General features: G+C 63.8%; 28 protein-coding genes. 5 read left to right on the forward strand and 23 right to left on the reverse strand.

Annotated features, from left to right (window positions below; genetic code table 11):
• Position 1: 1 nt before the first annotated feature.
• The 3 genes from plsX to FJ974_RS19220 all read right to left on the reverse strand — a co-directional run bounded on the left by plsX (position 2) and on the right by FJ974_RS19220 (position 2,305).
• Positions 2-1,072 carry a phosphate acyltransferase PlsX gene (gene plsX / locus FJ974_RS19210; protein ID WP_140538387.1) on the reverse strand — a complete coding sequence of 357 codons (1,071 nt, stop codon included), beginning with the start codon at positions 1,070-1,072 and terminating at the stop codon, positions 2-4.
• A gap of 130 nt (positions 1,073-1,202) precedes the next feature.
• The gene (locus FJ974_RS19215; RefSeq protein WP_140538388.1) at positions 1,203-1,751 is read right to left on the reverse strand and encodes a YceD family protein; all 549 of its coding nucleotides are present in this window, start codon (positions 1,749-1,751) and stop codon (positions 1,203-1,205) included.
• An 11-nt stretch (positions 1,752-1,762) separates the two neighbouring features.
• Positions 1,763-2,305, reverse strand: coding sequence for a ubiquinol-cytochrome C chaperone family protein (locus FJ974_RS19220; protein WP_140538389.1), 543 nt, complete (start codon positions 2,303-2,305; stop codon positions 1,763-1,765).
• 117 nt (positions 2,306-2,422) lie between these two features.
• Here FJ974_RS19220 and FJ974_RS19225 point away from each other — a divergent pair, with 117 nt between their 5' ends.
• Together FJ974_RS19225 and FJ974_RS19230 are read left to right on the forward strand one after the other, a co-directional pair.
• Complete coding sequence (locus FJ974_RS19225) at positions 2,423-2,941, forward strand: outer membrane protein assembly factor BamE (RefSeq protein WP_140538390.1); 519 nt, start codon at positions 2,423-2,425, stop codon at positions 2,939-2,941.
• A gap of 274 nt (positions 2,942-3,215) precedes the next feature.
• The gene (locus tag FJ974_RS19230; protein WP_140539328.1) at positions 3,216-4,598 is read left to right on the forward strand and encodes an IS1380 family transposase; all 1,383 of its coding nucleotides are present in this window, start codon (positions 3,216-3,218) and stop codon (positions 4,596-4,598) included.
• On the opposite strand, the gene FJ974_RS19235 is transcribed toward FJ974_RS19230, so the two are convergent.
• Entirely contained in the window at positions 4,533-5,243 is a 711-nt protein-coding gene (locus FJ974_RS19235) for a helix-turn-helix transcriptional regulator (protein ID WP_226891299.1), read from the reverse strand. The two genes, FJ974_RS19230 and FJ974_RS19235, sit on opposite strands and share 66 nt — an antisense overlap.
• Before the next feature lie 475 nt (positions 5,244-5,718).
• Between FJ974_RS19235 and FJ974_RS19240 the strand changes: the two genes are divergently transcribed.
• Complete coding sequence (locus FJ974_RS19240) at positions 5,719-6,627, forward strand: LysR substrate-binding domain-containing protein (protein WP_140538456.1); 909 nt, start codon at positions 5,719-5,721, stop codon at positions 6,625-6,627.
• A gap of 78 nt (positions 6,628-6,705) precedes the next feature.
• Here FJ974_RS19240 and FJ974_RS19245 read toward each other — a convergent pair whose 3' ends face one another.
• The gene (locus FJ974_RS19245) at positions 6,706-8,847 is read right to left on the reverse strand and encodes a sodium-translocating pyrophosphatase (protein WP_140538457.1); all 2,142 of its coding nucleotides are present in this window, start codon (positions 8,845-8,847) and stop codon (positions 6,706-6,708) included.
• On the opposite strand from FJ974_RS19245, the gene FJ974_RS19250 reads away from it, so the two are divergent.
• Positions 8,840-9,070, forward strand: coding sequence for a hypothetical protein (locus FJ974_RS19250; RefSeq protein WP_140538458.1), 231 nt, complete (start codon positions 8,840-8,842; stop codon positions 9,068-9,070). The two genes, FJ974_RS19245 and FJ974_RS19250, sit on opposite strands and share 8 nt — an antisense overlap.
• A gap of 19 nt (positions 9,071-9,089) precedes the next feature.
• Here the strand turns inward: FJ974_RS19250 and FJ974_RS19255 are convergent, their stop codons facing one another.
• From FJ974_RS19255 to FJ974_RS19340, 18 genes are all read right to left on the reverse strand, one after another.
• A complete protein-coding gene (locus FJ974_RS19255; RefSeq protein WP_140538459.1) occupies positions 9,090-9,839 on the reverse strand; it encodes an ABC transporter permease in 750 nt (249 codons plus the stop codon).
• Positions 9,836-10,774 carry an ABC transporter ATP-binding protein gene (locus FJ974_RS19260; RefSeq protein WP_140538460.1) on the reverse strand — a complete coding sequence of 313 codons (939 nt, stop codon included), beginning with the start codon at positions 10,772-10,774 and terminating at the stop codon, positions 9,836-9,838. The genes FJ974_RS19255 and FJ974_RS19260 overlap by 4 nt, the downstream gene beginning before the upstream one ends.
• Positions 10,771-11,931: an ABC transporter permease gene (locus FJ974_RS19265; RefSeq protein ID WP_140538461.1), complete on the reverse strand. Its 1,161-nt coding sequence runs from the start codon at positions 11,929-11,931 to the stop codon at positions 10,771-10,773. The genes FJ974_RS19260 and FJ974_RS19265 overlap by 4 nt, the downstream gene beginning before the upstream one ends.
• 38 nt (positions 11,932-11,969) lie before the next feature.
• Positions 11,970-12,881, reverse strand: coding sequence for an ABC transporter substrate-binding protein (locus FJ974_RS19270; RefSeq protein WP_140538462.1), 912 nt, complete (start codon positions 12,879-12,881; stop codon positions 11,970-11,972).
• A 160-nt stretch (positions 12,882-13,041) separates the two neighbouring features.
• On the reverse strand, positions 13,042-14,262 hold the full coding sequence (locus tag FJ974_RS19275; RefSeq protein ID WP_140538463.1) for an MFS transporter: 1,221 nt from the start codon (positions 14,260-14,262) through the stop codon (positions 13,042-13,044).
• Complete coding sequence (nusB, locus tag FJ974_RS19280) at positions 14,259-14,753, reverse strand: transcription antitermination factor NusB (RefSeq protein ID WP_140538464.1); 495 nt, start codon at positions 14,751-14,753, stop codon at positions 14,259-14,261. Before nusB ends, FJ974_RS19275 begins: the two co-directional genes overlap by 4 nt.
• Positions 14,750-15,244: a 6,7-dimethyl-8-ribityllumazine synthase gene (gene ribH, locus FJ974_RS19285; protein ID WP_140538465.1), complete on the reverse strand. Its 495-nt coding sequence runs from the start codon at positions 15,242-15,244 to the stop codon at positions 14,750-14,752. The genes nusB and ribH overlap by 4 nt, the downstream gene beginning before the upstream one ends.
• An 80-nt stretch (positions 15,245-15,324) precedes the next feature.
• Positions 15,325-15,600: a type II toxin-antitoxin system RelE/ParE family toxin gene (locus FJ974_RS19290; protein ID WP_140538466.1), complete on the reverse strand. Its 276-nt coding sequence runs from the start codon at positions 15,598-15,600 to the stop codon at positions 15,325-15,327.
• Positions 15,600-15,860 (reverse strand): CopG family ribbon-helix-helix protein, encoded by a 261-nt coding sequence (locus tag FJ974_RS19295; protein ID WP_140538467.1) that lies wholly within the window; start codon positions 15,858-15,860, stop codon positions 15,600-15,602. Before FJ974_RS19295 ends, FJ974_RS19290 begins: the two co-directional genes overlap by 1 nt.
• 71 nt (positions 15,861-15,931) lie before the next feature.
• Entirely contained in the window at positions 15,932-16,549 is a 618-nt protein-coding gene (locus FJ974_RS19300) for a riboflavin synthase (protein ID WP_140538468.1), read from the reverse strand.
• On the reverse strand, positions 16,549-17,679 hold the full coding sequence (gene ribD, locus FJ974_RS19305; RefSeq protein WP_181177301.1) for a bifunctional diaminohydroxyphosphoribosylaminopyrimidine deaminase/5-amino-6-(5-phosphoribosylamino)uracil reductase RibD: 1,131 nt from the start codon (positions 17,677-17,679) through the stop codon (positions 16,549-16,551). Before ribD ends, FJ974_RS19300 begins: the two co-directional genes overlap by 1 nt.
• 2 nt (positions 17,680-17,681) lie before the next feature.
• A complete protein-coding gene (gene nrdR, locus FJ974_RS19310; protein ID WP_140538469.1) occupies positions 17,682-18,161 on the reverse strand; it encodes a transcriptional regulator NrdR in 480 nt (159 codons plus the stop codon).
• Between the two features lie 166 nt (positions 18,162-18,327).
• Positions 18,328-18,918 carry a hypothetical protein gene (locus FJ974_RS19315; RefSeq protein ID WP_140538513.1) on the reverse strand — a complete coding sequence of 197 codons (591 nt, stop codon included), beginning with the start codon at positions 18,916-18,918 and terminating at the stop codon, positions 18,328-18,330.
• Between the two features lie 79 nt (positions 18,919-18,997).
• Positions 18,998-20,311 carry a serine hydroxymethyltransferase gene (glyA, locus tag FJ974_RS19320; RefSeq protein ID WP_140538470.1) on the reverse strand — a complete coding sequence of 438 codons (1,314 nt, stop codon included), beginning with the start codon at positions 20,309-20,311 and terminating at the stop codon, positions 18,998-19,000.
• Between the two features lie 308 nt (positions 20,312-20,619).
• The gene (locus FJ974_RS19325; protein WP_140538471.1) at positions 20,620-21,873 is read right to left on the reverse strand and encodes a L,D-transpeptidase family protein; all 1,254 of its coding nucleotides are present in this window, start codon (positions 21,871-21,873) and stop codon (positions 20,620-20,622) included.
• Between the two features lie 351 nt (positions 21,874-22,224).
• Positions 22,225-22,740 carry a transcriptional regulator LdtR gene (ldtR, locus tag FJ974_RS19330; RefSeq protein WP_013896002.1) on the reverse strand — a complete coding sequence of 172 codons (516 nt, stop codon included), beginning with the start codon at positions 22,738-22,740 and terminating at the stop codon, positions 22,225-22,227.
• 241 nt (positions 22,741-22,981) lie between these two features.
• On the reverse strand, positions 22,982-23,404 hold the full coding sequence (locus FJ974_RS19335; RefSeq protein ID WP_140538472.1) for a DUF6163 family protein: 423 nt from the start codon (positions 23,402-23,404) through the stop codon (positions 22,982-22,984).
• Positions 23,401-24,450, reverse strand: coding sequence for an enoyl-CoA hydratase/isomerase family protein (locus FJ974_RS19340; RefSeq protein ID WP_181177306.1), 1,050 nt, complete (start codon positions 24,448-24,450; stop codon positions 23,401-23,403). The genes FJ974_RS19335 and FJ974_RS19340 overlap by 4 nt, the downstream gene beginning before the upstream one ends.
• Positions 24,451-24,633: 183 nt before the next feature.
• On the opposite strand from FJ974_RS19340, the gene hemB reads away from it, so the two are divergent.
• Positions 24,634-25,665 carry a porphobilinogen synthase gene (gene hemB, locus FJ974_RS19345; protein WP_140538474.1) on the forward strand — a complete coding sequence of 344 codons (1,032 nt, stop codon included), beginning with the start codon at positions 24,634-24,636 and terminating at the stop codon, positions 25,663-25,665.
• Positions 25,666-25,686 lie beyond the last annotated feature (21 nt).

Below are 25,686 nucleotides of genomic sequence, written 5' to 3' on the forward strand. Positions count from 1 at the left end.
CCTATTCCTCGGCGTCGACAGCGACGCCGGATTTCCTGTTTGCCTGGGCATTCGGATTGCGCGCATGGAACAGATCGAGATCGGCCTCGATGCGGTCAAGCAGATTGTTGCGCACCATGTCGTAGCCGAGCTCGATCGCTGCCGCGAAGCCGTCTGAATCGGCGCCGCCGTGGCTCTTCACGACGATGCCGTTCAGGCCCAGGAAGACGCCGCCATTGGAGCGGCCGACATCCATCTTCTCGCGCAGCCGGTCGAAAGCGCCCTTGGCGAAGACATAACCGATCCTGGCCATCAGCGTGCGGCTCATGGCGGCACGCAGGTAGCCGGCGATCTGCCTTGCCGTGCCCTCGGCGGTCTTGAGCGCGATGTTGCCGGCAAAGCCCTCGGTGACGACCACGTCGACCGTGCCCTTGCCGATGTCGTCCCCCTCGACGAAACCGCGATAGTTCATCGAGGCCATGTTGGCCTCGCGCAGCATGCGGCCGGCTTCCTTTACCTCTTCCTGGCCCTTGATCTCTTCGACGCCGACATTGAGCAGGCCGACGCTCGGCCGCTCGATGCCGAACACCGAGCGCGCCATGCCGGTCCCCAGGATAGCGAAATCGATGAGCTGATGGGCGTCCGCGCCAATGGTGGCGCCGACATCGAGCACCACGCTTTCGCCGCGCGACGTCGGCCACAGGGCCGCGATCGCCGGGCGGTCGATGGTGGCCATGGTGCGCAGGCAGAATTTCGACATCGCCATCAGCGCACCGGTGTTACCGGCCGAGATGCAGGCCTGCGCGGCGCCGGACTTGACCGCCTCGACCGCCTTCCACATCGACGACTTCCAGCGGCCGTGGCGCAGCGCCTGGCTCGGCTTGTCGTCCATCCTGACCGCGATCTCGCAATGGATGAATTCGCTCACTTCGGCGAGCTTCGGGAATTTGGCGAGCTCGGGACGCACGGCGTCCTCGCGGCCATAGATGACGAAGCGGATGTCAGGGCGGCGGATGGCGACAGTCATCAGCGCCGGGATGACCACGCTCGGTCCGTGATCGCCGCCCATGGCATCGATGGAAATCCTGATCACTCGGTGTTTTTCTCACGGTTTATCGGGCTGCGATGGACGCTTGCCGGGGGCACGGGGGCTCGCAAAGGTTCGGCGAAAATAGCGGTTTTGGGCTGGCGCACAACCAACTTTTCCAAAATCCAGGCGGCCTTCAGGATTTTCCAAGCAGCGAACGCAGCTTTTTCTGGAATTCGCTTTCCTCCGGCTGGTCGTCATCGGCGACATCGACGGAGGCTCCGGGCTTGCGCGGATAGGGGTCGATCGCCAGGCCGAAAAACTGCTCGGCCAGCGCCCCGATATCGATGGTGTCGCCGGAAAAGGTTTCGGGGCTGTCCGGCCCGTCCGCTTCGAGGATGATCTCGCCACCGCCCTCGAAACCTTCGCGCCCAAGCTTCGACTGTTCCGGCAGAAACAGCGCCTCCACCGGCTCGTCGATATGGGCTTCGACCGGGTCGAGTGTAACGATGCAGGCCTGCGTGATGTCGGCTTCGACGCGGCCGCTGACCTTGACGCCGTTGCGCTTCCAGGGCGCTACCATGAGTTCGGCGCGGTAGCTCTCGACCGAGAGCAGATCGTGCTCTGCGGCAAGGGCGGCGCGCTGCCGCTCGTCAGCCTCGACCACAATCGGCAAACCCTTCTGCGGCAGGCGGGCGACATTGGCGACGAATGACACCGGGCTCCGCGGTTCGGCGTGTTGCATGCTCGCCTCCTTCATCCTGCTCCGGCGGCAGGAAACGCCACCGTGCCGGCCACGATCGATTCGGTCGGTTGCGCGGCAAGCTGCCGGGACGCCCCGGAAACGTAGCCGGCAAGCGACGCCGCCTCGGACCAGGCGGCGGAATCGGGCCTGATATTGCGGGCAAGGGCCGCGGCAAGGGCGGCGCGGTCATCCGCTCTCAAGGCGTCGTCATAGGCGGCGGTACGGCCATAGAACATCTTTGCCAGCTTCTTCATGCGTTTCGGCACGCCGACATCGCTGATGCCCAGCTCTCGCAGCGAATGGTCGACATCGAGGAAGAACTCGTCGATCAGCACCTGCGCCACCTCGGCCGCCGCATCGTCTTCGTCGCGTAGCCGATGCTGGAACAGGAACATGTGCAGCGACAGCATCTCGAAGCGGCCAAGCGGCGTATCCGGAACATTCCAGTCGGAATAAAACACAGTTTGCCGCGCCGCCGCCACGATTTGTGCGTAGAGCGCCTCGGTAATAGCGCGGTTGGCATGGCGTTCGCGGCCAAAAAAGCGCTGGAACATTGAGGGCGGTCTCCCGGGGACCTTGTGTTTGAATTGGCCTTGTTGCATCGGCATGCAAGCTGGTTTACCGGTTTTGCGGGCCAGCGCAAGTTGCGGGGATGTGATGGAGAATTGTTGTTGGGTGCGCTGAAATTCAAGTCGGTTTTTGCGCCGGTGCCCATGGGCATGGCGTCGCTGCTGCTGGCGGTATCAGCGCTTTCGGCCTGCAATTCGTCCAAGATGCTGGGTGATCTCAGCCCAAGCGAGACGCTGACGCAGGGCTATGTCATCGACCAGCAGGCGGTCGATTCGGTGCCAGTCGGCTCCAGCCGCGAACAGGTGCTGCTGGCACTGGGCACGCCGTCGACGACGGCGACCTTCGACAACGAGGCCTTCTATTACATTTCGCAGACGCGCAAGCGCTATGTCGCCTTCGACAAGCCGCACCTGGTCGACCAGAAGGTGCTGGCGGTCTATTTCGGCGCCGACGGGCGCGTCACCCAGATCGCCAATTACGGCCTGAAGGACGGCAAGGTCTTCGACTTCATCTCGAGGACGACTCCGACCGGCGGCAAGGACCAGAACTTCCTCAGCCAGATCATCAACGGCGCCTCCAAGCTGGCGCCAGGCATCCCGGGCGGCGGCGGCACGCCTTGAGGCTGCCTCCCCGCCCGGCCCTTTTTATCCTTTTGCTTCGCTGAAGCAGCAACGCCTCAGGCAGCCAAGGCCCGCCGGATCGCTCCGGCGGGTCTTTTGTTTCGATACACATCCCCGTCATCCACGTAACTGCTCGAAGGCAGTGGGTCAGCTATCCATTGTCAGTGACCGAAAAGCCTAGCCCGAATATCTCACCAAAAGAAGTGCATCGGCCCCGAGAATCTGAGAAACTGCTTTTGCAACAAAGAGTTATCAGATTCAGGAACGGGGTCCGATGCAGACACACTGTACTTCCGAGCAGCTTGAATTTGAAGGCTTCGACGGCCACAAAGTTGTGGCTGGTTTCGACGGCGGAGCCATTACCTCAGACGCGGGCGCCTTGCTTCTGCGTCACGTTGATCGGGCCATCGGGCTGTTCGACCGGGTGGCCTCGTGCTTCGTCGATTACCGCGATCCGGATCTCACGGTTCACAGCGTCCGCACGTTGGTCGGGCAACGCATCGCAGCGATCGCGCTGGGATACGAGGACATCGACGACCACGACACGCTTCGCCACGACCCGGTGCTCGCACTTGTGTCGGAACGCTTGACGCCGAAGCGAGACGATTGTGCGGTGCTTGCTGGCAAGTCGACGCTCAACCGGCTGGAGCATGGCCGGGTCGGGGAGCCGACGCGCTATCACAAGATCAGCTACGACAGGCTAGCGTTGGAGGCCTTGTTCGTGGACCTGTTCCTAAAAGCCCACGACAAGCCGCCGGCCGAGATCGTGCTCGATCTCGACGCCACCGATGATCCGCTGCACGGCCGGCAGGAAGGCAGGTTCTTTCACGGCTACTACAACTGCTACTGCTACCTGCCGCTCTACATCTTCTGCGGCCGGCACCTTTTGGCGGCAAAGCTCAGGCGTTCCAACATCGATGCCAGCAAAGGAGCGGTCGAGGAGGTTGAGCGGATCGTGACCCAGATCCGCAAAACCTGGCCCAGGGTCCACATCATCCTGCGCGCTGATTCCGGCTTTGCGCGCGAGGAACTGATGGCCTGGTGCGAGATCAATCGCGTCGACTACGTCTTCGGCCTCGCCCGCAATGAACGGCTGGAAACCAAGATCGCCCCGACCTTGAAGGAAGCCTGCCTGGCATCTCGGGCAAGCGGGCAGGCCGCCCGGGTCTTCCGCGACTTCAGGTGGTCGACAAAAGACAGCTGGTCGCGCCGCAGGCGGGTCGTGGCCAAGGCCGAATGGACGACGCAGGGCGCCAATCCGCGCTTCATCGTGACGTCACTCAAGCCGGGGCGCTGGGCGGCACGGGTGCTTTACGAGGAGCTCTACTGCGCCCGCGGCGACATGGAGAACCGGATCAAGGAGTGCCAGCTCGACCTCTACGCTGATCGCACCAGTGCCAACACCATGCGCGCCAATCAGCTGCGGCTGTGGTTCGCCTCGTTTGCGTATGTCCTGATCTGCGCCTTGCGTCGCCTCGGTCTTGCCCATACCCGGCTCGCCAACGCCAGTTGCGGCACGATCAGATTGAAACTGCTGAAGATCGGCGCGCAGGTGCGCGTCTCGGTTCGTCGCATCAAGGTGGCGATGGCCTCAGCGTGTCCCTATGCCGAGGAGTTCGCCCTGGCTCACGCCCGAATACGTGCCGCGGCTCTGTAATGCCGCCGGACCTGAACCCTTCTCACAAACAATAGAGGACACATTGCTGAAGACCTGACCGTCGCCACACCGCGGCGCTGATCGCCGCCGTCCTCGAACTCCACAGCCATGCCAATGGCCGCGCCGCCTCAAAGCGCAGCCCGGCGATAGATTCGGTGAGAGAAGCGGGCTAGCCGCCGCCGCTTTTGCAGGAGTTCCCAATGCGGATGACCGGGCACGGGTCCGCGCGCTCTGCCGCACGTCCGAAGGGGTCGCGCCAAAATGTCTGCGGAATGCATGATTGAAGGTCGACAGATCGCCAAAGCCGGCGTCGAAGGCAATCGAACCGATGGTGAGATGGTCGCAGCGAGGATCGAGCAGCCGCCGGTGGGCCAGCGAAAGCCGGCGGCCGAGCACGAATTGCGACAGCGACGTGCCCTCGCCTTCGAACAGCTTGCGGATATAGCGCGGGCTGACTTGGTGCCTTTTGGCCAAAGCCTCCGAGCCGACATCGTCGTTGGCCAGGTTTTTCTCAATGTCGGCTTTGACCGCTTTCAGACGTCCCGCACGCGGGCCACGTCCGGCGACAGTTTCTTCCGCATCGCGCGCCGCACCCATGGCAATGGCGACCAGATCATGAACATAGGTGAGGTCCGCTTCAGACAAGCTCGTGTCACCTGCCACCAGATCCAGGCAGGTCCTCAGCAAATGGAACGTATCGCGCGCCTGCTGCCCAACAGCTTCATCGAGGCGGCATCTATCCCTGCCATGGACAATCGCAGGGCGGAGGATTGAACAGACGAATCATCGCCCAGCACCTCAAGCTGCGCGACCATGCGACGGAGCAGGTCGATATAGGTCGACCGGTCGCCGCCCAGGCGTGAGAGCTCAGTGGCAAATCGGACAGGTCCGAATTTGGCAGCACGGTTTCTCATGATGCTGTCCCGCTGCGATTGTCGTCTATTCATTTTCGATCTTGCAGAGGCGCGTTTGCGTAAACGGCGTCTCATTCCGACCGGCGGCAATCGGGGGCAGTTGATGAATACATTTCTTGTCGTTTGCAGACAAAAGACAAATTGTCGGGCTATGGATGAGGTCTGCTCAGCTATCTGACCCGCCTGCACGTTTGAGGACCGCCTGAATGAGACGTCTGCCACAACTGGAATCGCTTCGCGTCTTCGAAGCCATCGCCCGGCTGGGCAGCTTCAAACGCGCCGGCGAGGAGTTGAACGTCACTGCCAGCGCCATCAGCCATCGCATCGCCGATCTCGAGGCCGATCTCGGCATATCCCTGTTCATCAGGCATGTGCGCCGCGTGGAACTGACCATGGAAGGCGAGAGACTGGCGGCTGGCGTTCGGCGCGCGCTGTTGGAGATCGAGGCCACAGTGGCCGGCGTCACCCGGCATGAACGCACGCGCCTCCGGGTCGCGGCGACACCGTCGCATGCTGTCCGCTGGCTGGCGCCGCGGCTCGGTCGCTTTCGCGAGAAAAATCCGAAGACCGAAATCGATATCGTTGCCGACCTGGCGCTCGTCGACCTGTCGCAGCGGACGATCGACGTCGCCCTGCGGTTCGGCGGCGGCCTCTATTCGGGGGTGGAGACGGAATGGCTGATGGCAGACACGATCTTTCCCGTGGCCAGCCCCGGCTATCTTGCCGCCCATCCTCCGGTCACCGATCCGCACGACGTGCTGAGGCTGTCCCGCATTCTCGACATAACGGCTGAAAACGATGGCAGCGGCGCCAATTGGCGGCAATGGTTCGAGGCGAACAAGCTGCCGCTGGACACGATCGGCGACGGCATGAACCTGAACGGCGCCTTGCTGTCGCTCGAGGCCGCGGCAAGCGGACTTGGTGTTGCCATCGCGCGGAAATCGCTGGTCGAAAACGAATTGCGAACCGGCCGTCTCGTGCGGCTGCTGACGATGGACGTGCCTACCAACTGGGATCACTATGCGCTGGTGTTGCCGACGCTGTCTGCGTGGGGGCCTGCCAGGTCGTTCATCGATTGGTTGAAGACGGAATCAAGCGCAAGCAGCGGGGTCTGACCTCTGAGCGCCCTCAAATAAAACCCGCAGGGATAGCTCCCCGCGGGTTGTTGTTTTCGGAACAAACGCTGCGCTGCCTCAGCCGTGCGCGAGCACGGCAAGCAGCAGCAACGCGACGATGTTGGTAATCTTGATTGCCGGGTTGACGGCCGGACCGGCGGTGTCCTTGTAGGGATCGCCGACAGTGTCGCCGGTGACCGAGGCCTTATGCGCCTCGGAGCCCTTCATGTGCTTGACGCCGCCCTTGTCGGTAAAACCGTCCTCGAACGACTTCTTGGCGTTGTCCCAGGCGCCGCCGCCAGAGGTCATCGAGATGGCGACGAACAGGCCGTTGACGATGACGCCGAGCAACGAGGCGCCAAGCGCGGCAAAGGCGGAAGCCCTGGAGCCGGAGATTAGCATGACGCCGAAATAGACGACGAGCGGCGCCAGCACCGGCAGCAGCGAGGGGATGATCATTTCCCGGATCGCCGCCCTGGTCAGAATGTCGACAGCGCGCGCATAGTTCGGCTTCGAGGTGCCGGCCATGATGCCCGGATTCTCGCGGAACTGCTTGCGCACTTCCTCGACGATGGAACCGGCCGCACGGCCGACGGCGGTCATGGCAATGCCGCCGAACAGATACGGGATCAGGCCGCCGAAGATCAGGCCGGCGACGACGTAAGGGTTGGAGAGGTCGAAGGAGACATCGCCCATGCCCTGGAAGTAGGGGTATTTGTCGCCGTTGGCGGCGAAGAACTTCAGATCGTTCGAATAGGCGGCGAACAGCACCAGCGCGCCGAGGCCGGCCGAGCCGATGGCATAGCCCTTGGTCACCGCCTTGGTGGTGTTGCCGACGGCGTCGAGCGCGTCAGTCGAGTGGCGCACTTCCTTGGGCAGGCCGGCCATCTCGGCAATGCCGCCGGCGTTGTCGGTGACCGGACCGAAGGCGTCGAGCGCGACAATCATGCCGGCGAGGCCGAGCATGGTGGTGACGGCGATCGCCGTGCCGAAGAGGCCGCCAAGCTGATACGTGGCAATGATGCCGCCGACGATGACGAGAGCTGGCAGCGCCGTCGATTCCAGCGACACGGCAAGGCCCTGGATGACATTGGTGCCGTGGCCGGTGACCGAGGCCTGGGCGATCGAATTGACCGGACGCTTGTTGGTGCCAGTGTAGTATTCGGTGATCACCACGATGAGACCGGTCACAGCCAAGCCGATCAGGCCGCAGATGAACAGGTTCTTGCCGGTAATGGTCATGCCGGCGACGGTGCCGACTTCGCCCCAGCCGAGGCATACCGAGGTGGCGATGGCGAGGCCGACGACCGACAGCAGGCCGGTGACGATCAGGCCCTTGTACAGCGCGCCCATGATCGAGCCGTTGGAGCCGAGCTTGACGAAGAAGGTGCCGACGATCGAAGTCAGGATGCAGGCGCCGCAGATGGCCAGCGGATAGAGCATCGCAGCACCAAGCACTGCCGTGCCGCCGAAGAAGATGGAGGCGAGAACCATGGTGGCGACGACGGTCACCGCATAGGTCTCGAAAAGGTCGGCGGCCATGCCGGCGCAGTCGCCGACATTGTCGCCGACGTTGTCGGCGATGGTGGCCGGATTGCGCGGATCGTCTTCCGGGATGCCGGCCTCGACCTTGCCGACGAGATCGCCGCCGACGTCGGCGCCCTTGGTGAAGATGCCGCCGCCGAGACGGGCGAAGATCGAGATCAGCGAGGCGCCGAAGCCGAGCGAGACCAGCGCGTCGATGACGGTGCGGTCATTGGGCTGAAGGCCCATGGGGCTGGTCAGGATGAGGTAGTAGATGGATACGCCGAGCAGCGCCAGGCCAGCCACGAGCATGCCGGTGATGGCGCCCGACTTGAAGGCGATGTCGAGGCCGGCGGCGAGGCTGTTGGAAGCGGCCTGCGCGGTACGCACATTGGCGCGCACCGAGACGTGCATGCCGATGAAGCCGGCGGCGCCCGAGAGCACGGCGCCGATCAGGAAGCCGATCGCCGAGGTGATGGACAGCAGCCACCAGGCAAGAATGAGCACGACGATGCCGACGATGGCGATGGTCGTGTACTGGCGCGCCAGATAGGCCTGGGCGCCTTCGCGGATGGCGGCGGAGATTTCCTGCATGCGCTGATTGCCCTGATCGGACGCAAGGACCGAACGTGTCGCCCAGATGGCGTACAGGACTGAAAGCAGGCCGCAGGCGATGACGGCGTAAAGAATGGTCATTGCCGAATTTTCCTCGATTGGTGGCCCGAAAGAACCCCTCCCCGGGCCGTTGAGACGGGAGGCGGATACCGCAAAAAGCGGATTCCGCCTCTTCGCTGCGGTGTATGCGAAACAGGGCTCGGAACGTCAAGATATTGTTCGGTTTTTGCCCGGCTTTCGCCAGAAAGGCGTATGTGCCAGCGTGGCGGTCGGAGTCGCCGTTCGATTAGATCGATTGAAATGACGCGACGGAACAATCACTGCTACTCCGCCTCCCGCCCCATCCGGCGCGCGGCATAGCGTTCGATCGCCGACAGGGCGTCATAGATCAGCACGGCAAGCGCGGCAACGATCAGGCCGCCCTGCAGGACGAAGGCTAAGTTGTTCGAGATCAGGCCGGCGATGATCACTTCGCCCAGCGTCTTGGCCGCCACCGTCGAGCCGATGGTGGCAGTGGCCAGACTGATCACCACCGAGAGCCGGATGCCGCCGAGGATCACCGGGGCGCTCAGCGGCAGTTCGACCTTCACCAGCCTTTGCCAGCCGGTCATGCCGGCGCCGCGCGCCGCCTCCATGACGTTGCCCGGTAACGTCGTCAGGCCGGTCAGCGCGTTTTCGAAGATCGGCAGCAGACCATAGAGGAAGAGCGCGATCAGCGTCGGCTTCTCGCCGAAGCCGACGGCAGGCACGGCCAGCGCCAGTACCGCGACCGGCGGAAAGGTCTGGCCGATGTTGACCAGGCTGCGCGACAGCGGCAGGAATTCCGCACCGGCAGGCCGGGTGACGAGGATGGCTAGCGCCACCGCGACGATTGTTGCGGCCACAGTGGCGATCAGCACGGTCCGCAGGTGCTGCAGTGTCAGGACAAGCAGGCTGCCCTGGTTGTAGATTACCGGCGCGCCGTTCTCGGTCAGCGGCCTGAGCAGCGGCTCGAACCAGCCGGGGCTGGTGATGAAGACCACCAGCAGCACCAGAAGGGCAAGCCTCAGCAGCGCGGGCAGCCAGGCCTTCATGCCGGCCTCGCGGCGCGCTTCACCAGCCCTTCCACGGTGACGCGGCCGAGCGGCTTGCCGTCGCCATCCTTCACCGGTAGCGCCGGGCGGCCCTGCCACAAGAGCTGTGCCAGCGCATCGCGCTGGCTGGCGTCACCGGGGATCGCCTCGCCTTCTGCGCCGCCCGGCTCGGCGGCGTCGCGCACGCGGCCGAGCGACAACAGCCGGAACGGCCGCTCGCTGGCGCCGACAAGTGTCTCGACAAAACCGCTCGCCGGCCTTGCCAGGATCTCGGCCGGCTTTGCGTATTGGATCATCTTGCCGGCGTCCATGACGGCGATCTTGTCGCCCATATGCACCGCCTCCTCCATGTCGTGGGTGACCAGGATGATGGTGGTGCCGAAGCGTTTTTGGATCGCCAGCAGATCTTCCTGAGCCTTGGTGCGGATGATCGGGTCGAGCGCGCCGAACGGCTCGTCCATCAGAAGCACGTTCGGCTCGGCGGCGAGCGCGCGGGCGACGCCGACGCGCTGCTGCTGGCCGCCGGAAAGCTCGTGCGGATAGCGCGGACCGTAGGCCTGCGGATCCAACTGGTAGAGCGTCATCAACTCGTCGACGCGCGCCTTGATGCGATCCTTGTCCCAGCCGAGCAGCAAAGGCACGGTGGCGATATTTTGCGCCACGGTGCGGTGCGGAAACAGGCCATGGCCCTGGATGGCGTAGCCGATGCGGCGGCGCAGTTGGTAGCCTGGCAGCGAGCGATTGTCGGCGCCGTCGAGCTTGATGACGCCCGCGGTCGGCTCGACCAGTCGGTTGATCATCCTGAGCAGCGTCGTCTTGCCGGAGCCGGACGTGCCGACGATGACGGCGATGGTGCGCGGCTCGACCGTCATCGAGACGTTGTCGACCACCGTCGTTTCGTCATAGCGCTTGGTGATGCCTTCGATCTCGATCATGCCGTTTCAATCCTGCGCTTGGTGGCGCTCATCTCGATCACCGCGTCGAGGATAATGCCCGCGGCGAAGGCCAGCGCCACGGTTGGCACGGCGCCGAGCAGCACGAGGTCCATCGCCGTCTGGCCGACGCCCTGGAAGACGAACACGCCGAAGCCGCCGCCGCCGATCAGCGCCGCGATGGTGGCCAGTCCGATGTTCTGCACCAGCACGATGCGGATGCCGGTGAGGATCACCGGAAAGGCGAGCGGGAACTCGACATCGAACAGGCGCTGGCGGTCGGTCATGCCCATGCCGCGCGCGGCGTCGTTGGCCGCGCGCGGCACGCCAGCAAGCCCGACGACGGTGTTCGCCACCACCGGCAGCAGCGAATAAAGAAACAGCGCGACGAAAGCGGGCGCCGTGCCGATGCCCCTGATGCCGAGCGCCGCCGCGCCCGGCACATGCGTCGCCACCCAGCCGAGCGGCACGATCAGCAGGCCGAACAGCGCGATCGACGGGATGGTCTGGATGATGTTGAGCACATTGAGGACGCTATCCCGCAGCCGCTCGACGCGATGGCAGACAATGCCGAGCGGCAGGCCGACGACCACCGCCGCGGCCAGCGAACCAAGCGCCAGTGTGATGTGCTTGGAGCCTTCGGTCCAGAAACTGTCGGCGCGGTTGGAATATTCCTTGAGTATGGAGAGGCTGTCCCAGCTTCCGGAGACAAGCAGCCCGCCGATGGCGATCGCGGCAATGAGAAGAACGCCGACACGCGCCGGTGGCGACAGATTGAGCCGGCTCAGCACATCGGCCAGTAGCAGGGTGAAGGCAAAAATCAGCAGCCAGAAACCGGAGGCCGGCGCGATGCGGGCGAAGGTGTTGCCGGCGGGGGTGAGAAAATTGCCGCACACTCCGATCAGGATGGCGAGTGCGGCAAGCGCAATCACGCTGGCGGCGAGCCTCAGGATCAGCGGGGTCTTCAGCAGCGCAACGATGCCACCGGCAATGACGATTGCAAGCAGCAGCGGGCCAAGGGCGGAAGGCAATGCTTCAACGATCGAGCGCGCCGTCCCCGGCACGATGCGATTGGCGCGAAAAGTGGCGAACGGCGCCGCGAACGCGGCATAGCCAACGATCGCGGCGATGACCACGCCGAGCTTGTCGAAGCGGATCATGACGGGGGTTTGCGCATCGCGCTTTCAACGCAGGCCGGCTACTTCAAAAACCCGTTCTTCTTCAAAAAGTCCTCGGCAACTCCCTTCGCCGGCTCGCCGCCGATCTGGACGCGGCCGTTCAGCTCCTGCAGCGTGACGAGATCGAGCTTGGCGAAGACCGGCTTAAGCAGCGTCTCGATCTCCGGGTGTTCCTTCAACACCTTCTCGCGGATGATCGGCGCCGGCTGGTAGACGGGCTGCACGGCCTTGTCGTCCTTGAGCACCACAAGACCGGACGGCTGGATGCCGCCGTCGGTGCCGTAGACCATGGCGGCGTTGGCGCCATTGGTCTGGTTGGCGGCCGCGGCGATGGTCGCTGCGGTATCGCCGCCGGAGAGCGTGATCAGCTGGTCAGGCTTCAGCGTGAAGCCGTAAGTGGTCTGGAAGGCCGGCAGCGCCGCCGCCGAATTGACGAACTCGGCCGAGGCGGCGAGCACGATCTTGCCGCCGCCCGAGACGTATTTGCCGAAGTCCGACAAGCTGGCGAGCTTGTTTTCGTCCGCCACTTCCTTGCGCAGCGCGATCGCCCAGGTGTTGTTGGCCGGCGACGGCGACAGCCAGACGATCTTGTTGGCGTCGTAATCGAGCTTCTTGGCCGTCTCATAGGCCTTGGCGGCGTCCTTCCATACCGGATCGTCGGCCTTCTGGAAGAAGAAGGCGGCATTGCCGGTGTATTCAGGATAGATGTCGATCTCGCCGGCGGTGATCGCCTTGCGCACCACCGGGGTGGCGCCAAGCTGGATGCGGTCGGTGGTCTTGATGTTGTTGGCGTTGAGCACTAGCGCGATGATGTTGCCGAGCACACCACCCTCGGTGTCGATCTTCGAGGAGACCACCACCTGGGCATTGGCTGAAGCTGCGGTCATGCCAAGCGCGATCGCTGCTACGGCGAGCTTTCCAATTGAAAACATTATGGAAAATCCCTTGCTGTGAACCGATGGGTCGGAGGCGGCATATGAGCATGGCTTTAACGCGCCGTCGGGGTACACGGTTTCATAACTAGCAGCACACACGCAATAAATTTGTTCCCGGCGCGAATGGCGTGCCGCGCCAAATCCCGACAGCGTAATGTCAGCTGGCGCCGCGCAAGCCTGGCAGCTTCAAGGCGCTGAGCGCCAGAAAGCAGAGCACAACAACCGGGAACACGATCCAATTCAGCATGGTCCAGCCCCAGGCGTTGTAGATTGCGCCCGACATCAGCGAGGCGAAGGCGACGGAGCCGAACAGGACGAAGTCGTGAAAACCCTGCACCTTTCCCTTTTCGGATGGGTGGTAGCTGGCGGCGACCATCGAAGTGGCGCCGATGAAGCTGAAATTCCAGCCGAGGCCGAGCAGGATCAGCGCCGCCCAGAACTGCCACAGCGCAAGGCCGGAAAGCGCCACAACCGCACAGCCGATGAGCAGAACCAGCCCGGTGGCGACGATGCGCTCGGCACCGAAGCGATGAATCAGCGCGCCGGTGAAGAAGCTCGGCGCGAACATCGCCATAACATGCCAGGAAATGCCCAGCGTGGCGTTGTCGGTGGACAGGCCGCAGCCGACCATAGCGAGCGGCGCGCCGGTCATGACGAAGCTCATCAGCGCATAGCTGCCGACGGCGCAGAACAGCGCCGCGACGAAGCGCGGCTGCGTGACGATCTCGGCCAATGGCCGCGCATCGCTTTCGGCGGTTTGCGCAACACTGGCCGTGCGTGCGGAAATATGCAGGAAAGAGAGGACGATGGCGCCGACGGCGGCCAGGGGAAGTATCGAGACGAAGGATCCGGCAAACATCACTGGCGCCAGCAATTCGCGGGTGTAGATGACGATCTGCGGTCCGAGCACGGCAGTGACGATGCCGCCCGCCAGCACGAAGGAGATGGCGCGCGCCTTGAATTCCGGCGGCGCATTGTCGGCGGCGGCGAAGCGGAACTGCTGGACGAAGGCGCCGCCGACGCCGATCACCAGCAGGCCGAAGGCAAACAGCCAGAAACTGGCCTGATAAAGCGCCAGCGTCGCGACAAGGCCGCCAAGCGCGGTGATGACGGTGCCGGTCATGAAGCCGCCGCGATGGCCGAGCCGTCGGATGATGGCGGCGGCCGGCAAGGCGCCGAGCGCGACGCCGACATTGAAGCCGGTGACCGGCGCGGTCGCCAGCGATTTGTCGGGTCCGAGCAGATATTGGCCGGCAAGCGCGCCGAGCGAAATGGCAATGGGGGCGGCGGAGCCGACGATAGCCTGCGCGGCGGCGAGCAATACTGCCGTGCGGCGCGCTTCCCGGCCGGGTTTGGCGGCAACGGCTACGGCGGTCACGAGACGTCCTTGCCGCGTCCCTCGCCGCGCACCCGGCGGGAGACGCGATCGAGAACGGCATTGACGAGCTTCGGCTCGTCTTCCTCGTAAAACGCCTTGGCGATGTCGACATATTCGGAGACGATGACGGCCACTGGCACGTCCTCGCGCTTCATCAACTCGTAGACGCCGGCGCGCAGGATGGCGCGCAGCGTGGAATCCAGCCGCGACAGCGGCCAGTCGTCGGTCAGCGCCTGGCGGATGACCGGATCGATGGTCTTCTGGTTCTCGACGACGCCGGTGAGGATGGCCCGAAACCATTGCGCGTCGGCCTCGCGATAGAGAGCGCCATCGACTTCCTTGCCGAGGCGGAAAGTCTCGTATTCAGCGGTTGTCTCAAAGACACCGCTGCCGGCGACATCCATCTGGTAGAGCGCCTGGACCGCGGCAAGACGGGCGGCGCCGCGCTTGTTGGCGTGGCGCACCGCACCGGTCGAGGCGGGTTCATTCACGATTCAGCTCCAAATTTTTCTTTCAGCGCGATCATGGTCAGCGCCGCGCGCGCGGCAAAGCCGCCCTTGTCGCCTTCGGTGCGCCGGGCGCGCGTCCAAGCCTGCGCATCGTTCTCGGTGGTCAGGATGCCGTTGCCGATGGCGATCGCTTCCTGCACCGAAAGGTCCATCAGCGCGCGACTCGATTCGTTGGCGACGATATCGAAATGGTAGGTGTCGCCGCGGATGATGGTGCCAAGCGCGACGAAGCCGTCATAGGCAGTGCCGCCCTCGGCAGCGCCGTCCAGCGCGAAGCAGATCACGGCCGGGATCTCGAGAGAACCTGGAACGGTGACGACGTCATAGGTGGCGCCGGCTTCGTCCAGGGCGCTCGTCGCGCCTTGCAGAAGCGCGTCGGCGAGGCCGTCGTGGAAGCGCGCCTCGACAATGAGCAGATGCGCCTTCGCCTTCGGACGAATGAAGGCCTTGCCGTGTTGGGATGTGCCAGCCATGAAAGTCTCCGGGGGGTTGCCGGTGACTTAGGCCGAAGCCGGGGTGATCGCAAGCGGAAGATTGGCGAAGGTGGGCCGTCCTATCGATCCTCTCGGGTATGCCACAGACGCAGCACCAAAATTGTGCTGTTCCGGATTTCGTACCGAATTTCGTAATTGCCTACCAGGATGCGACGCACCTCGCGTGGCTCGTACTGTTCAAGTCTCTCACCGATGCGTGGATATTCCACTAGCCGTTTCGGCGCGGCGGCGAGTGACTGCACCACACGAGCAGCGGCCTGACTATTCACCGGAGCAAGAAAATCATGAAGCCTGACCAGATCGGACAATGCCTTTCTGGTCCAATTCAACTCCATCACCTCGGCACCGGCACCGGCTTTTCAGTCCCAAGGCTGTCGGCCCAGGCCTGGACCGCTTGGTGGTCTATGATCCTGCCAGCATCCACCTCAGCCAGTGCTTCAAGCGTAAGCTTGTGACGCTCCTCCTCCAGATCGACCCAAGCGGAAAGAGCCTGTTTGACAATCCAGCCGCGCGGGCGCTCCAGACGCGCGGCAAGTTGGTCCACTTTCTCAGCAAGTGGCAAAGGAACGTGAGCGGTGATGACCTTAGTATCCATACAACCTCACAATCGAACTTAATCATAGCGATTGAAACTGATTAAGTCGAGGAAAGGCTTTGGCGTTTGCCTCAAAGCCCTTCTTTTGCCGCCTCTGCCAGTCGCGCCGCATAACGGGCCATGGTGTCGATCTCGATGTTGACCCGGTCGCCGATCCGGCGCTCGCCCCAGGTGGTGACGGTCAGCGAGTGATGAATCAGAAGCACGTCGAAGCGGGTGCCTTCGACCCTGTTGACGGTGAGCGAGGTGCCGTCGAGCGCGACCGAACCCTTCGGCGCGATGAATTTAGCCAGATGGCGCGGTGCTTCCACCGTGAAGCGGATGGCGTCGCCTTCATCCTTGCGCTCGACGATCTCGGCCATGCCGTCGACATGGCCGGAAACGATGTGACCGCCGAGCTCGTCGCCGATCTTCAGTGCCCGTTCAAGATTGATCCTGGTGCCGGATTTCCAGGTCGAGGCGGTGGTCAGCCTCAACGCCTCTTCCCAGGCCTCGACCTCGAACCAGCGGGCGTTCGAGCCATGCTCGGGGAGCGCGGTGACGGTGAGGCAGACGCCGCCGCAGGAAATCGAGGCGCCGATCCCGATGGTCTCGGGATCGTAGGCGGTGTCGATGCGCAGGCCGACGCCTTCGCTCAAGGGCTTCACCGAGGCGACGGTGCCCACGTCCGTGACAATTCCCGTGAACATCAGAAATCCCTCACCCACTCGGCGTAGCTGTCCTCGCCAAAGCACATCTCGCGCAATTTGCGGAACCCTGCCGGGATATGGTCGGCGTCGACGGGCGACGCAATGCCGCCCTCGCCGATCGCCTCCGGCCCCTGGAACAGGACGATGCGGTCGACCAGACCTTCGGTCAGAAAAGCCTTCGCCACCTTGGCGCCGCCCTCGACCAGCACGCTCGCCATGCCGAGCGCGGCCAGGTCCTCCAGCAGTTCCGGCAGGGCCACTTCGCCTGAATAGGTTTCCGTGCCGATGAAACGCACGCCGGCGCGTTCGAGGGCTGCACGCCGCTGCGGATCGGCTTCGAGGCAGGCAGCGACATAGAGCGGCACGCGGTCTGCGCCGGACACCAGCTTCGACGTCTCCGGCAGCCGGATCTGGCGGTCGAGGATGATGCGCGCCGGCGAGCGGTTCTCCAATCCCGGCAGTCGCACAGTGAGCGCCGGATCGTCTTCCAGCGCCGTGCCGATGCCGACTATGATGGCGTCGGATTCGGCCCGCATCAGGTAGACTTCGCGCCGCGCGACATCGCCGGTGATCGCGACCTGGCCCGCACCTTCCATGCCGATCTTGCCGTCGCTGGAAAGTGCAAGTTTCAGCGTCACTTCTGGTCGTTTCTTGAGAGATCGAATCAGGTATCCGGCCATCTGCTCGGAAGCCTCTGCGGTCAGCACTTTCTCCGCCACCTCGACACCGGCGGCGCGCAGGATTGCGTAGCCTTTGCCGGAGACGCGCGGGTCGGGGTCGCTGGCCGCACCGACGACACGCGCGATGCCGGCATTGGCCAGCGCGTTGGCGCAAGGCGGCGTGCGGCCATGATGCGCGCAGGGCTCCAGCGTGACATAGGCGGTGGCGCCGCGCGCGAGCTCGCCGGCCTCGGCCAATGCCTCGGTTTCGGCATGCGGCCGGCCGCCGATGGCGGTTACGCCGGTGCCGACGATCATCGGACCGGCGCCGTCGTCGCGCACGACGATCGTGCCGACGGACGGGTTGGTCGAGGTCCGGCCGGCATTGCGGCGCGACAGCCGAAGCGCCGCAGCCATGAAACGGCGGTCAAGGGCCGCTTGATCGGCCTCGCTCAGGTGAGATCCCGCCATGCTCAGCCGGCTTCCTCTTCGGTCTTTTCCTCGTCCCCCTTCAACTCGCCGAGCAATTCGTGAAAATCCTTGGCTTCGCGGAAATTGCGATAGACCGAGGCGAAGCGGACATAGGCGACGTCGTCGAGCGATTTCAGCGCTTCCATCACCAGCCGGCCGATCTCGCCCGAGGCCACTTCCGTCTCGCCGGAGCTTTCGAGCTGGCGCACGATGCCGGTCACCGCACGGTCGATGCGCTCGGGATCGACATTGCGCTTGCGCACCGCGATCTCGACGGACCGCAGCAACTTGTCGCGATCGAAAGGCACTTTTCGCCCGGATTTCTTGACCACGACCAGGTCGCGCAACTGCACGCGCTCGAAGGTGGTGAAGCGGCCGCCGCAATCGGGGCAGACACGCCGCCTGCGGATCGCCGCGCCATCCTCGGCGGGACGCGAATCCTTCACCTGTGTATCTTCGGACTGGCAATAGGGGCAGCGCATGGATGGCCTTCGGCTCACGATTCTCGGGTGGCGGAAAGGCTTAGTGCCTTTTGCCGCAATGGCAATGCATCAAGCTTTCGTGCCCCAGAGATAGCGAGGCGGGATGAAGATTGCCAGCGCCGCCGCCAATGTCCGCCGGATTGCTGTGTTCATCCTTTGCTGGGCATCAGGGCGCGACGTCCTTGGTCGGAAAGCCGCAGGACGTACCGAGGTTTTTATAGGCCTTGGTGAAGCCGTCCATCGGGATGCTGGCCACCGCCTGTTTGCCAAAAACGACGTCGAGCGAGGTTACCTTGCGCATGGCGCGTAACAGGGCAAGACTGATCTTGGCCTGGTTGTCGACCATCCAGCCGGGACGGCCGTTGACGGCATCGGTGGAATGGACCGTGGCGGAAACCTTGACACCTGGGTCGCCGAAGGTCGCGGCGATCGTCTTGCCTGTCGGCAGATCCTTGTTGTCGATGGTGATCATGATGGCGGGATAGGCGTCGGGCGGCAGCGCGTCGCCGGTCGAGATCGACAGCGTCAGCGTGCCCGCATTGCCGATGCCGTCGACGAATGCCGTCGAGGCCGCACAGGTCTTGTGGGAGTCCTGGCCGGTGTCGAGCGTGTCGATAATCGTGGTCCAGCGGCCGAAGGTGTTGGTGGCTGGCATATCCGTGCTCGGCTGCGTCTGCTCCTGGGCAAATGCGCCGGAGGCTGCGAAAGCGGGCAACGAACCCAACAGGGCCAAGGCGGCAAGGCGGAAAGTGCGCATCATCAAGTCTCCAGCAAGCTGCGCCGCCCGATCGAGGAGCGGCGCATGGCAGAGAATAAAGATGACGCGTAGCGGCTGGTCAACCGAGATAGGGATAGAGCGGGAAGCGATCGGTCAGCGCCGTGACCTTGGCCTTGACAGCAGCCTCTACCGCCGCGTTGCCTTCATCGGAATTGGCCACCTTCAGCCCGTCCAGCACCTCGGCGATCAGCTTGCCGATCTCGCGGAACTCGGCCTGGCCGAAGCCGCGCGTGGTGCCGGCCGGCGTGCCGAGACGCACGCCCGAGGTGACGAAGGGCTTTTCCGGATCGAAGGGGATGCCGTTTTTGTTGCAGGTGATGTTGGCGCGGCCAAGGGCGGCCTCGGCGCGCTTGCCGGTGGCGTTCTTGGGGCGCAGGTCGACCAGCATCAGATGGTTGTCGGTGCCGCCGGAGACGATGTCGAGGCCTGTCTCCTGAAGGCTTGAGGCCAGCGCCTTGGCGTTGGCGACGATGCTTTCGGCATAGACCTTGAAGCTCGGCTTCAGCGCCTCACCGAGCGCCACCGCCTTGGCGGCGATGACATGCATCAGCGGGCCGCCCTGCAGGCCTGGGAACACCGCCGAATTCATCTTCTTGGCGATGTCCTCGTCGTTGCACAGGATCATGCCGCCGCGCGGGCCGCGCAGCGACTTGTGCGTCGTGGTCGTCACGACATGGGCGTGCGGCAGCGGCGACGGATGCACGCCACCGGCGACGAGGCCGGCGATATGCGCCATATCGACCATCAGGTAGGCGCCAACGGCGTCGGCGATCTCACGAAAACGCTTCCAGTCCCAGATGCGCGAATAAGCGGTGCCGCCGGCCAGGATCAGCTTGGGCCTGGTCTCATGCGCGGTTCTCTCGATGGCGTCCATGTCGAGCAGGTGGTCGTCCTTGCGCACGCCGTAGGAGACGACCTTGAACCACTTGCCGCTCATGTTGACCGGCGAACCGTGGGTCAAATGGCCACCGGAATTCAAATCGAGGCCCATGAAGGTATCGCCGGGCTGCAGCAGCGCCAGAAACACAGCCTGGTTCATCTGGCTGCCGGAATTCGGCTGGACGTTGGCGAAATTGCAGCCGAACAGTTTTTTGGCGCGCTCGATGGCCAGCTCCTCGGCCACGTCGACGAACTGGCAGCCGCCATAGTAGCGCTTGCCCGGATAGCCCTCGGCATATTTGTTGGTCATGATCGAGCCCTGCGCTTCGAGCACGGCGCGGGAAACGATGTTTTCCGAGGCGATCAGCTCGATCTCATGGCGCTGGCGGCCGAGCTCGTTGCGGATGGCGCCGAAAATTTCCGGATCGGCGTCGGCAAGCGTGGTCTCGAAGAAGGATTCGAATTTGCTGGAGGCTGCCGCTGCGTTTGACATGGCCTGAAATCCTTGAGGTTCGAGGGCTGCTGGAAGTTCGGCGGCCATTAACACAGTTGTTCTAGGCCCGCCACGTTTGCAGCGCGAAATTTGCTGGCCGGTTTGCGGCAAGACAGCGGTCCGAAGGCTATTCTCGCGGCTCGCGGCCCTGCAGCATCGCTTTGAAGAAGGTGATCTCGGTGACTGCTTGCGAGCCACTTGATTGTTGATGTCGCCGCGGCGGAACATTTTCCGCAGCTCGGCGCGCTCGACCTGTTCCAACAAAAAAGGTCGCCCGTCGGCGGCCTTTTTAAAACAATACCAGATAATTAGAGGGCGGACGTGATCTGCAGCTCGCTATTGCCGTCGAGGCCGTAAATGTCGTCGCGGAACTGCACCACGCCAGGCCCCGTCGACCATGCCGACAGATAGAGGAAGTGCACCGGCACGGGGTTGACGACCTGAATGGGCGTATTCTCGCCGGTCTTGATCGCCGCCTCGAAATGCTGACGATCCCAGCCGGGCGTGTCGCGCAGGACCCAGGTGACGAGGTCGCGCACGTTCTGGACGCGCACGCAGCCGGAGGAGTCGAAACGCATCAGCTTGCCGAACAGACTCTGCTGCGGCGTGTCGTGCATATAGACACCATCCGGGCTCGGGAAATTGATCTTGACCGAGGCCATGGCGTTGCCGGCGCCCGGATCCTGGCGGAACCGGTATTTTGCGGCGTCGTCCGTCGACCAGTCGACCGTCATCGGATCGACCTCGCTGCCGTCCGGCGCGAACAGGCGGATATGGCTGTCCTTGAGATAGTTGGGATCCTTCCGCATCAGCGGAATGATATCCTTGCGCACGATCGAGACCGGCGCGTTCCAGTACGGATTGACGATGATCTCGTTGATCTTGGAATTCACGATCGGCGTCTGGCGATCGATCTTGCCGACGATTGCCGTGTGGCGAAGCACGACGCGGTCGTTCTCGACGGCTTCCACCTGCGCTGCCGGAATATCGACCAGCACGTAGCGGCTGCCGAGCGTGCCGGCCTTCTCGCGCAGGCGCTGCAAATTGGTCTGCAGCTGGCCGAGGCGGATCTGCGCCGAGACGTTCATCGCGGCGTAGGTGTATTTGCCCATGGCGCCGTCGGCCGGCAGGCCGTGACGCAGCTGGAAGCGCTTGACCGCCGAGTCGACATAGGAATCGAAGGCCGTCGAGATACCGGCGCTCTGCGAAAGGTCGCCGGCAATCATCAGCCGCTTGCGCAGCGGCACGACGTCGGGATCGTCGACGCCGAGCTGCAATTTCTTGGTCGCCGGAACCTGCTCCCAGCCGCCCTGGCCGACGATGTTCTGATACTGCGTCACCGCCTGCTCGGTGAAGGCGACGGTCTGCAGGCTGAAGATCGGCAGCGTCGAGGCAACCTTGCCGCCCTCGCTGGCGCGGGCGTCGAACTGGTCGTCCCAATTGCCGCGGGTCGAGGATTTCAGGATATCCCCGACCACATCCTGCGCGCTGGCGCGGTTCGCCACCAGAGCGGCAGCGAGCGCGGAGGCTCCGGAAAGGAAGAAACGGCGGCTGGTTCTCATGGACGTTCCAGACATTCTGCGGCGTTCGATCTCGCTCAATTTCGCTCTGCCGGGCGGCTTGCCCACACTCTATGGTTGGCAATCTTAACAATTAGCCAACCATGACCCGCATCACTTGTGCGTAGAGCGCGCAGCGGTGGCCAGGTTCGAGCGTGCGCACGGCCCTCGCCCGCAGCACCACCCGCATTCTCGCTTTCACCGCGATTATGGCGGCAACGTGGCCTTGCCCCGCGATTTGCTTGCTGCGGTGCGATGAAAGAAAAGACCGGTGCTTTTCGGCACCGGTCCTCGACTTTCTACCCCGGCCGTGCTTCTGCGGCACGGCTTGAATGTTCGAGCTTCAGCTGCCCCTTACATCCGGTAAGCGATCGTATCGTTCCAGAAGCGATCCAGCCGCTGGAGCGCGCGGTTCATCTGCTTGAACTCGTCGGTGTTGATGCCACCGACCTGCTCGATCGAGCCGACATGGCGCTCGTAGAGGCCGGCGACGACGTCGGCCACCTCGTTGCCCTTCGGCGTCAGCGAGACGCGCACCGAACGGCGGTCGATGCGCGAGCGCTGGTGGTTGATGAAACCGAGATCGACCAGCTTCTTCAGATTGTAGGACACGTTCGAGCCAAGATAATAGCCGCGCGAGCGCAGCTCGCCGGCGGTCAGCTCGGAATTGCCGATGTTGAACAGCAGCAGCGCCTGGATGGCATTGATGTCGGAACGGCCGTTGCGGTCGAATTCGTCCTTGATCACGTCAAGCAGGCGGCGGTGCAGGCGCTCCACCAGCTGCAGCGATTCCATGTACAGCGAACGGATCGCCTCGCGGCGGTCGTCGGATACGTTGGCGGTTTTCGCCGCCGGACGCGAATTGATCATTGTCTTAGCCTCTCGTTTGTCGCCCGGTGATTTTTTGTTCTTCACCTTGATCGCGACACTATCGAATACTCATAAAATTCGACTTAAACGCCAGAGCTAACAAGAGCTTACCGGCAAGAGGTTTCGAAAGAGGCTTAACGAACGGTCACGCGAGCAAGATTAATTAACCTAAAGGTTTAGGCATTGCCGTTGCGGGGCAACCGTGGCCGCGAGTTCAGGCCCGAAACCAGGCATGGGCAGCCTACTGCCGGAGTTGGCGTTTCTGCAGCCAGATGGTCAACCGGAAGACGACATAGAGCAACGCCACGCAGGCATGCGAGACGACGATCAGCGGCCGGTGACCGAAGAGGTCGGGAAAGCCGGCATACATGGCGATCTCGGTCGCCGCGCAGATGAACCAGATCACCGGTCCCCACGACGCGAGCATCCACAGGCCAGCGGCGGCGAAGGGAAAGAAGACGGCGAGTGTCGCCGCCGCCACCTGCCAATGCACCGGCATCAGGTCGAAGCGCCAGAGCTCGCCCGGATAGATGCCGATCAGCCGGATCCAGTAGAGGATGCCGAACAGCAGGCAGTAGCCGGCAATCACGCGCTGGAACCAGGCGAAGATGACCTCGGTGGTCGAGGGCTGCAGCACCACGCGCCTGGAGGTGACCTCGCTCATAGCTCCAGCTCCCGAGGCCCAAGCGGCGCGAAATAGGCGTCGATGTCGGCGGCGCTCACCTCGCTCAGGCTTGCCGGCCGCCACGCAGGCTTCGAGCCCTTGTCGATGATAGCGGCGCGGATGCCCTCGTAGAAGTCATGGCCGGCCAGCATGCGGTTGAGGATGCGGAACTCCATTCTCATGCATTCGTCCATCGACAGGGCCAGCCCGGCGCTGATCTCGCGCCAGGCGACATTGAGGCTGGTCGGCGAGCGGGTGGTGATCGTCGCCAGCGTCCTGGCGGCGAAGGCGTCGGCGGCGGCCGCCCGGTCCAGGCTGACGATGATGCCCCCAAGCGAGGGTTGCGAAAAATGGCGGGCGATCGCTTCCAGTTGCGGCCGCTCGGTCTCGCGCTTTGCCGGCGAGAAAAAGCCGCGCAGCGTCGTTTCCGCATCGCCCGATGCCGCCAGCCCGTCGAGCAGCCCGGCCAGATCCGCCGCCCTGACGGTATGCGTTGCCAGGCCCGACCACAGCGCATCGCCATAGCGGATGCGATTTCCCGTCAACGCCAAATACATGCCGAAGCTGCCGCCGAGACCGGGCAGCAGGTGGCTGGCGCCGACATCGGGGAAAAAGCCGATGCCGACTTCCGGCATGGCGAACTGCGCGTTCTCGGTCAGCACCCGGTGCGAGCCATGGAAGGAGATGCCGACGCCGCCGCCCATGACGATGCCGTCGATCAGCGCGACATAGGGTTTCTCGAAACGGGCGATACGGGCGTTGAGCCGGTATTCGTCGGCGAAGAAATCGACCGGCGGCCTGCCGGCACGGCCGGCCTCGTAGATGTGCAGGATGTCGCCGCCCGCCGAGAACGCCCTGCCCTCGGCCTTGACGACCACAACCTCAACGCCGGCGTCGCCTTCCCAGGCATCAAGCGCCTTGCCGAGCGCCTTGACCATGGTGTGCGTGACGGCGTTCAGCGCCTGCGGCCGCGTCAGCGTGACGACGCCGGCCTTGCCCAGCCGCTCGAAGCGGATCTCGTCGCCGCCGCCAAAATCCTTCACCAGAGAATCCTCTCTCGGCCCTTACGGGGACTGAAAGTGCTAAAGGCGGCGCATGGATGCGTCAATGCCGGCGGGTCCGCGCCGGTCTGGCGGCCGGCCGCAACCCTGAGCAGCTGGCACAATCGTGTCGCATTGGTCAGTGCCGGGCGTGCGTGGTAAAAGCCGGCCAAACGAGAGTTTTTGGCGATGAACAAATTCACCCCCGCAAAGCCTGCCGGCGCGCGCAGCGTCGACGAGATCACCGGCAGCCGGCGTCTCAGGCGCATGCGCAAGGCCGACTGGTCGCGCCGGCTGGTGCAGGAGAACCGGCTGACGGTCGACGATTTAATCTGGCCGATCTTCGTCATCGACGGCACACAAGTGCGCGAGCCGATCGCCGCCATGCCCGGCGTCTTTCGCCTCTCCATCGACCTCGCGGTGAAGGAGGCCGAGCGCGCGGCAAAGCTCGGCATTCCGGCGATCGCCACGTTTCCCAATGTCGAGCTTTCGCTGCGCGACCAGACCGGCTCGCACATCCTCGACCCGGACAATGTCATCAACCGGGCCACCCGCGCCTTCAAGGACGCGGTGCCGGAGGTCGGCATTATCACCGATGCCGCGCTCGACCCATTCACCAGCCATGGTCATGACGGTATTTTGCGCGACGGCATCATCGTCAATGACGAGACTGTCGAACAGGTGACCGCCGCGGCCGTCATCCAGGCAGCGGCCGGCGCCGACATCATCGCGCCGTCCGACATGATGGACGGCCGCATCGGCGCCATCCGCGACGCGCTCGACGCCAACGGGTTTCAAGACGTGGCGATCATGTCCTACGCGACGAAGTTCGCCTCCGCCTTTTACGGCCCGTATCGCGAGGCGGTGGGCACCGCCGGCCTGCTCAAGGGCGACAAGAAAACCTATTACATCGACCACGCCAATTCCGACGAAGCAGTGCGCGAGGCCGAGCAGGATCTGGCCGAAGGCGCCGACATGCTGATGGTCAAGCCGGGGCTGCCCTATCTCGACATCATCCGCCGGCTGAAGGACGAGTTCCAGATGCCGACCTTCGCCTACCAGGTCTCAGGCGAATATTCGATGATCAAAGCGGCCGCCGCCAATGGCTGGATCGACGGCGAAAAGGCGATGCTGGAATCGCTGACCGCCTTCAAGCGCGCTGGCTGCGACGGCATCCTGACTTATTTCGCGCCGGAAGTGGCGGAGATGCTGAAGGGGTAGGTAGGCGCCATGCGATTTTGG

This window comes from Mesorhizobium sp. B1-1-8 (genome assembly GCF_006442795.2).
Taxonomy (GTDB): Bacteria; Pseudomonadota; Alphaproteobacteria; order Rhizobiales; family Rhizobiaceae; genus Mesorhizobium.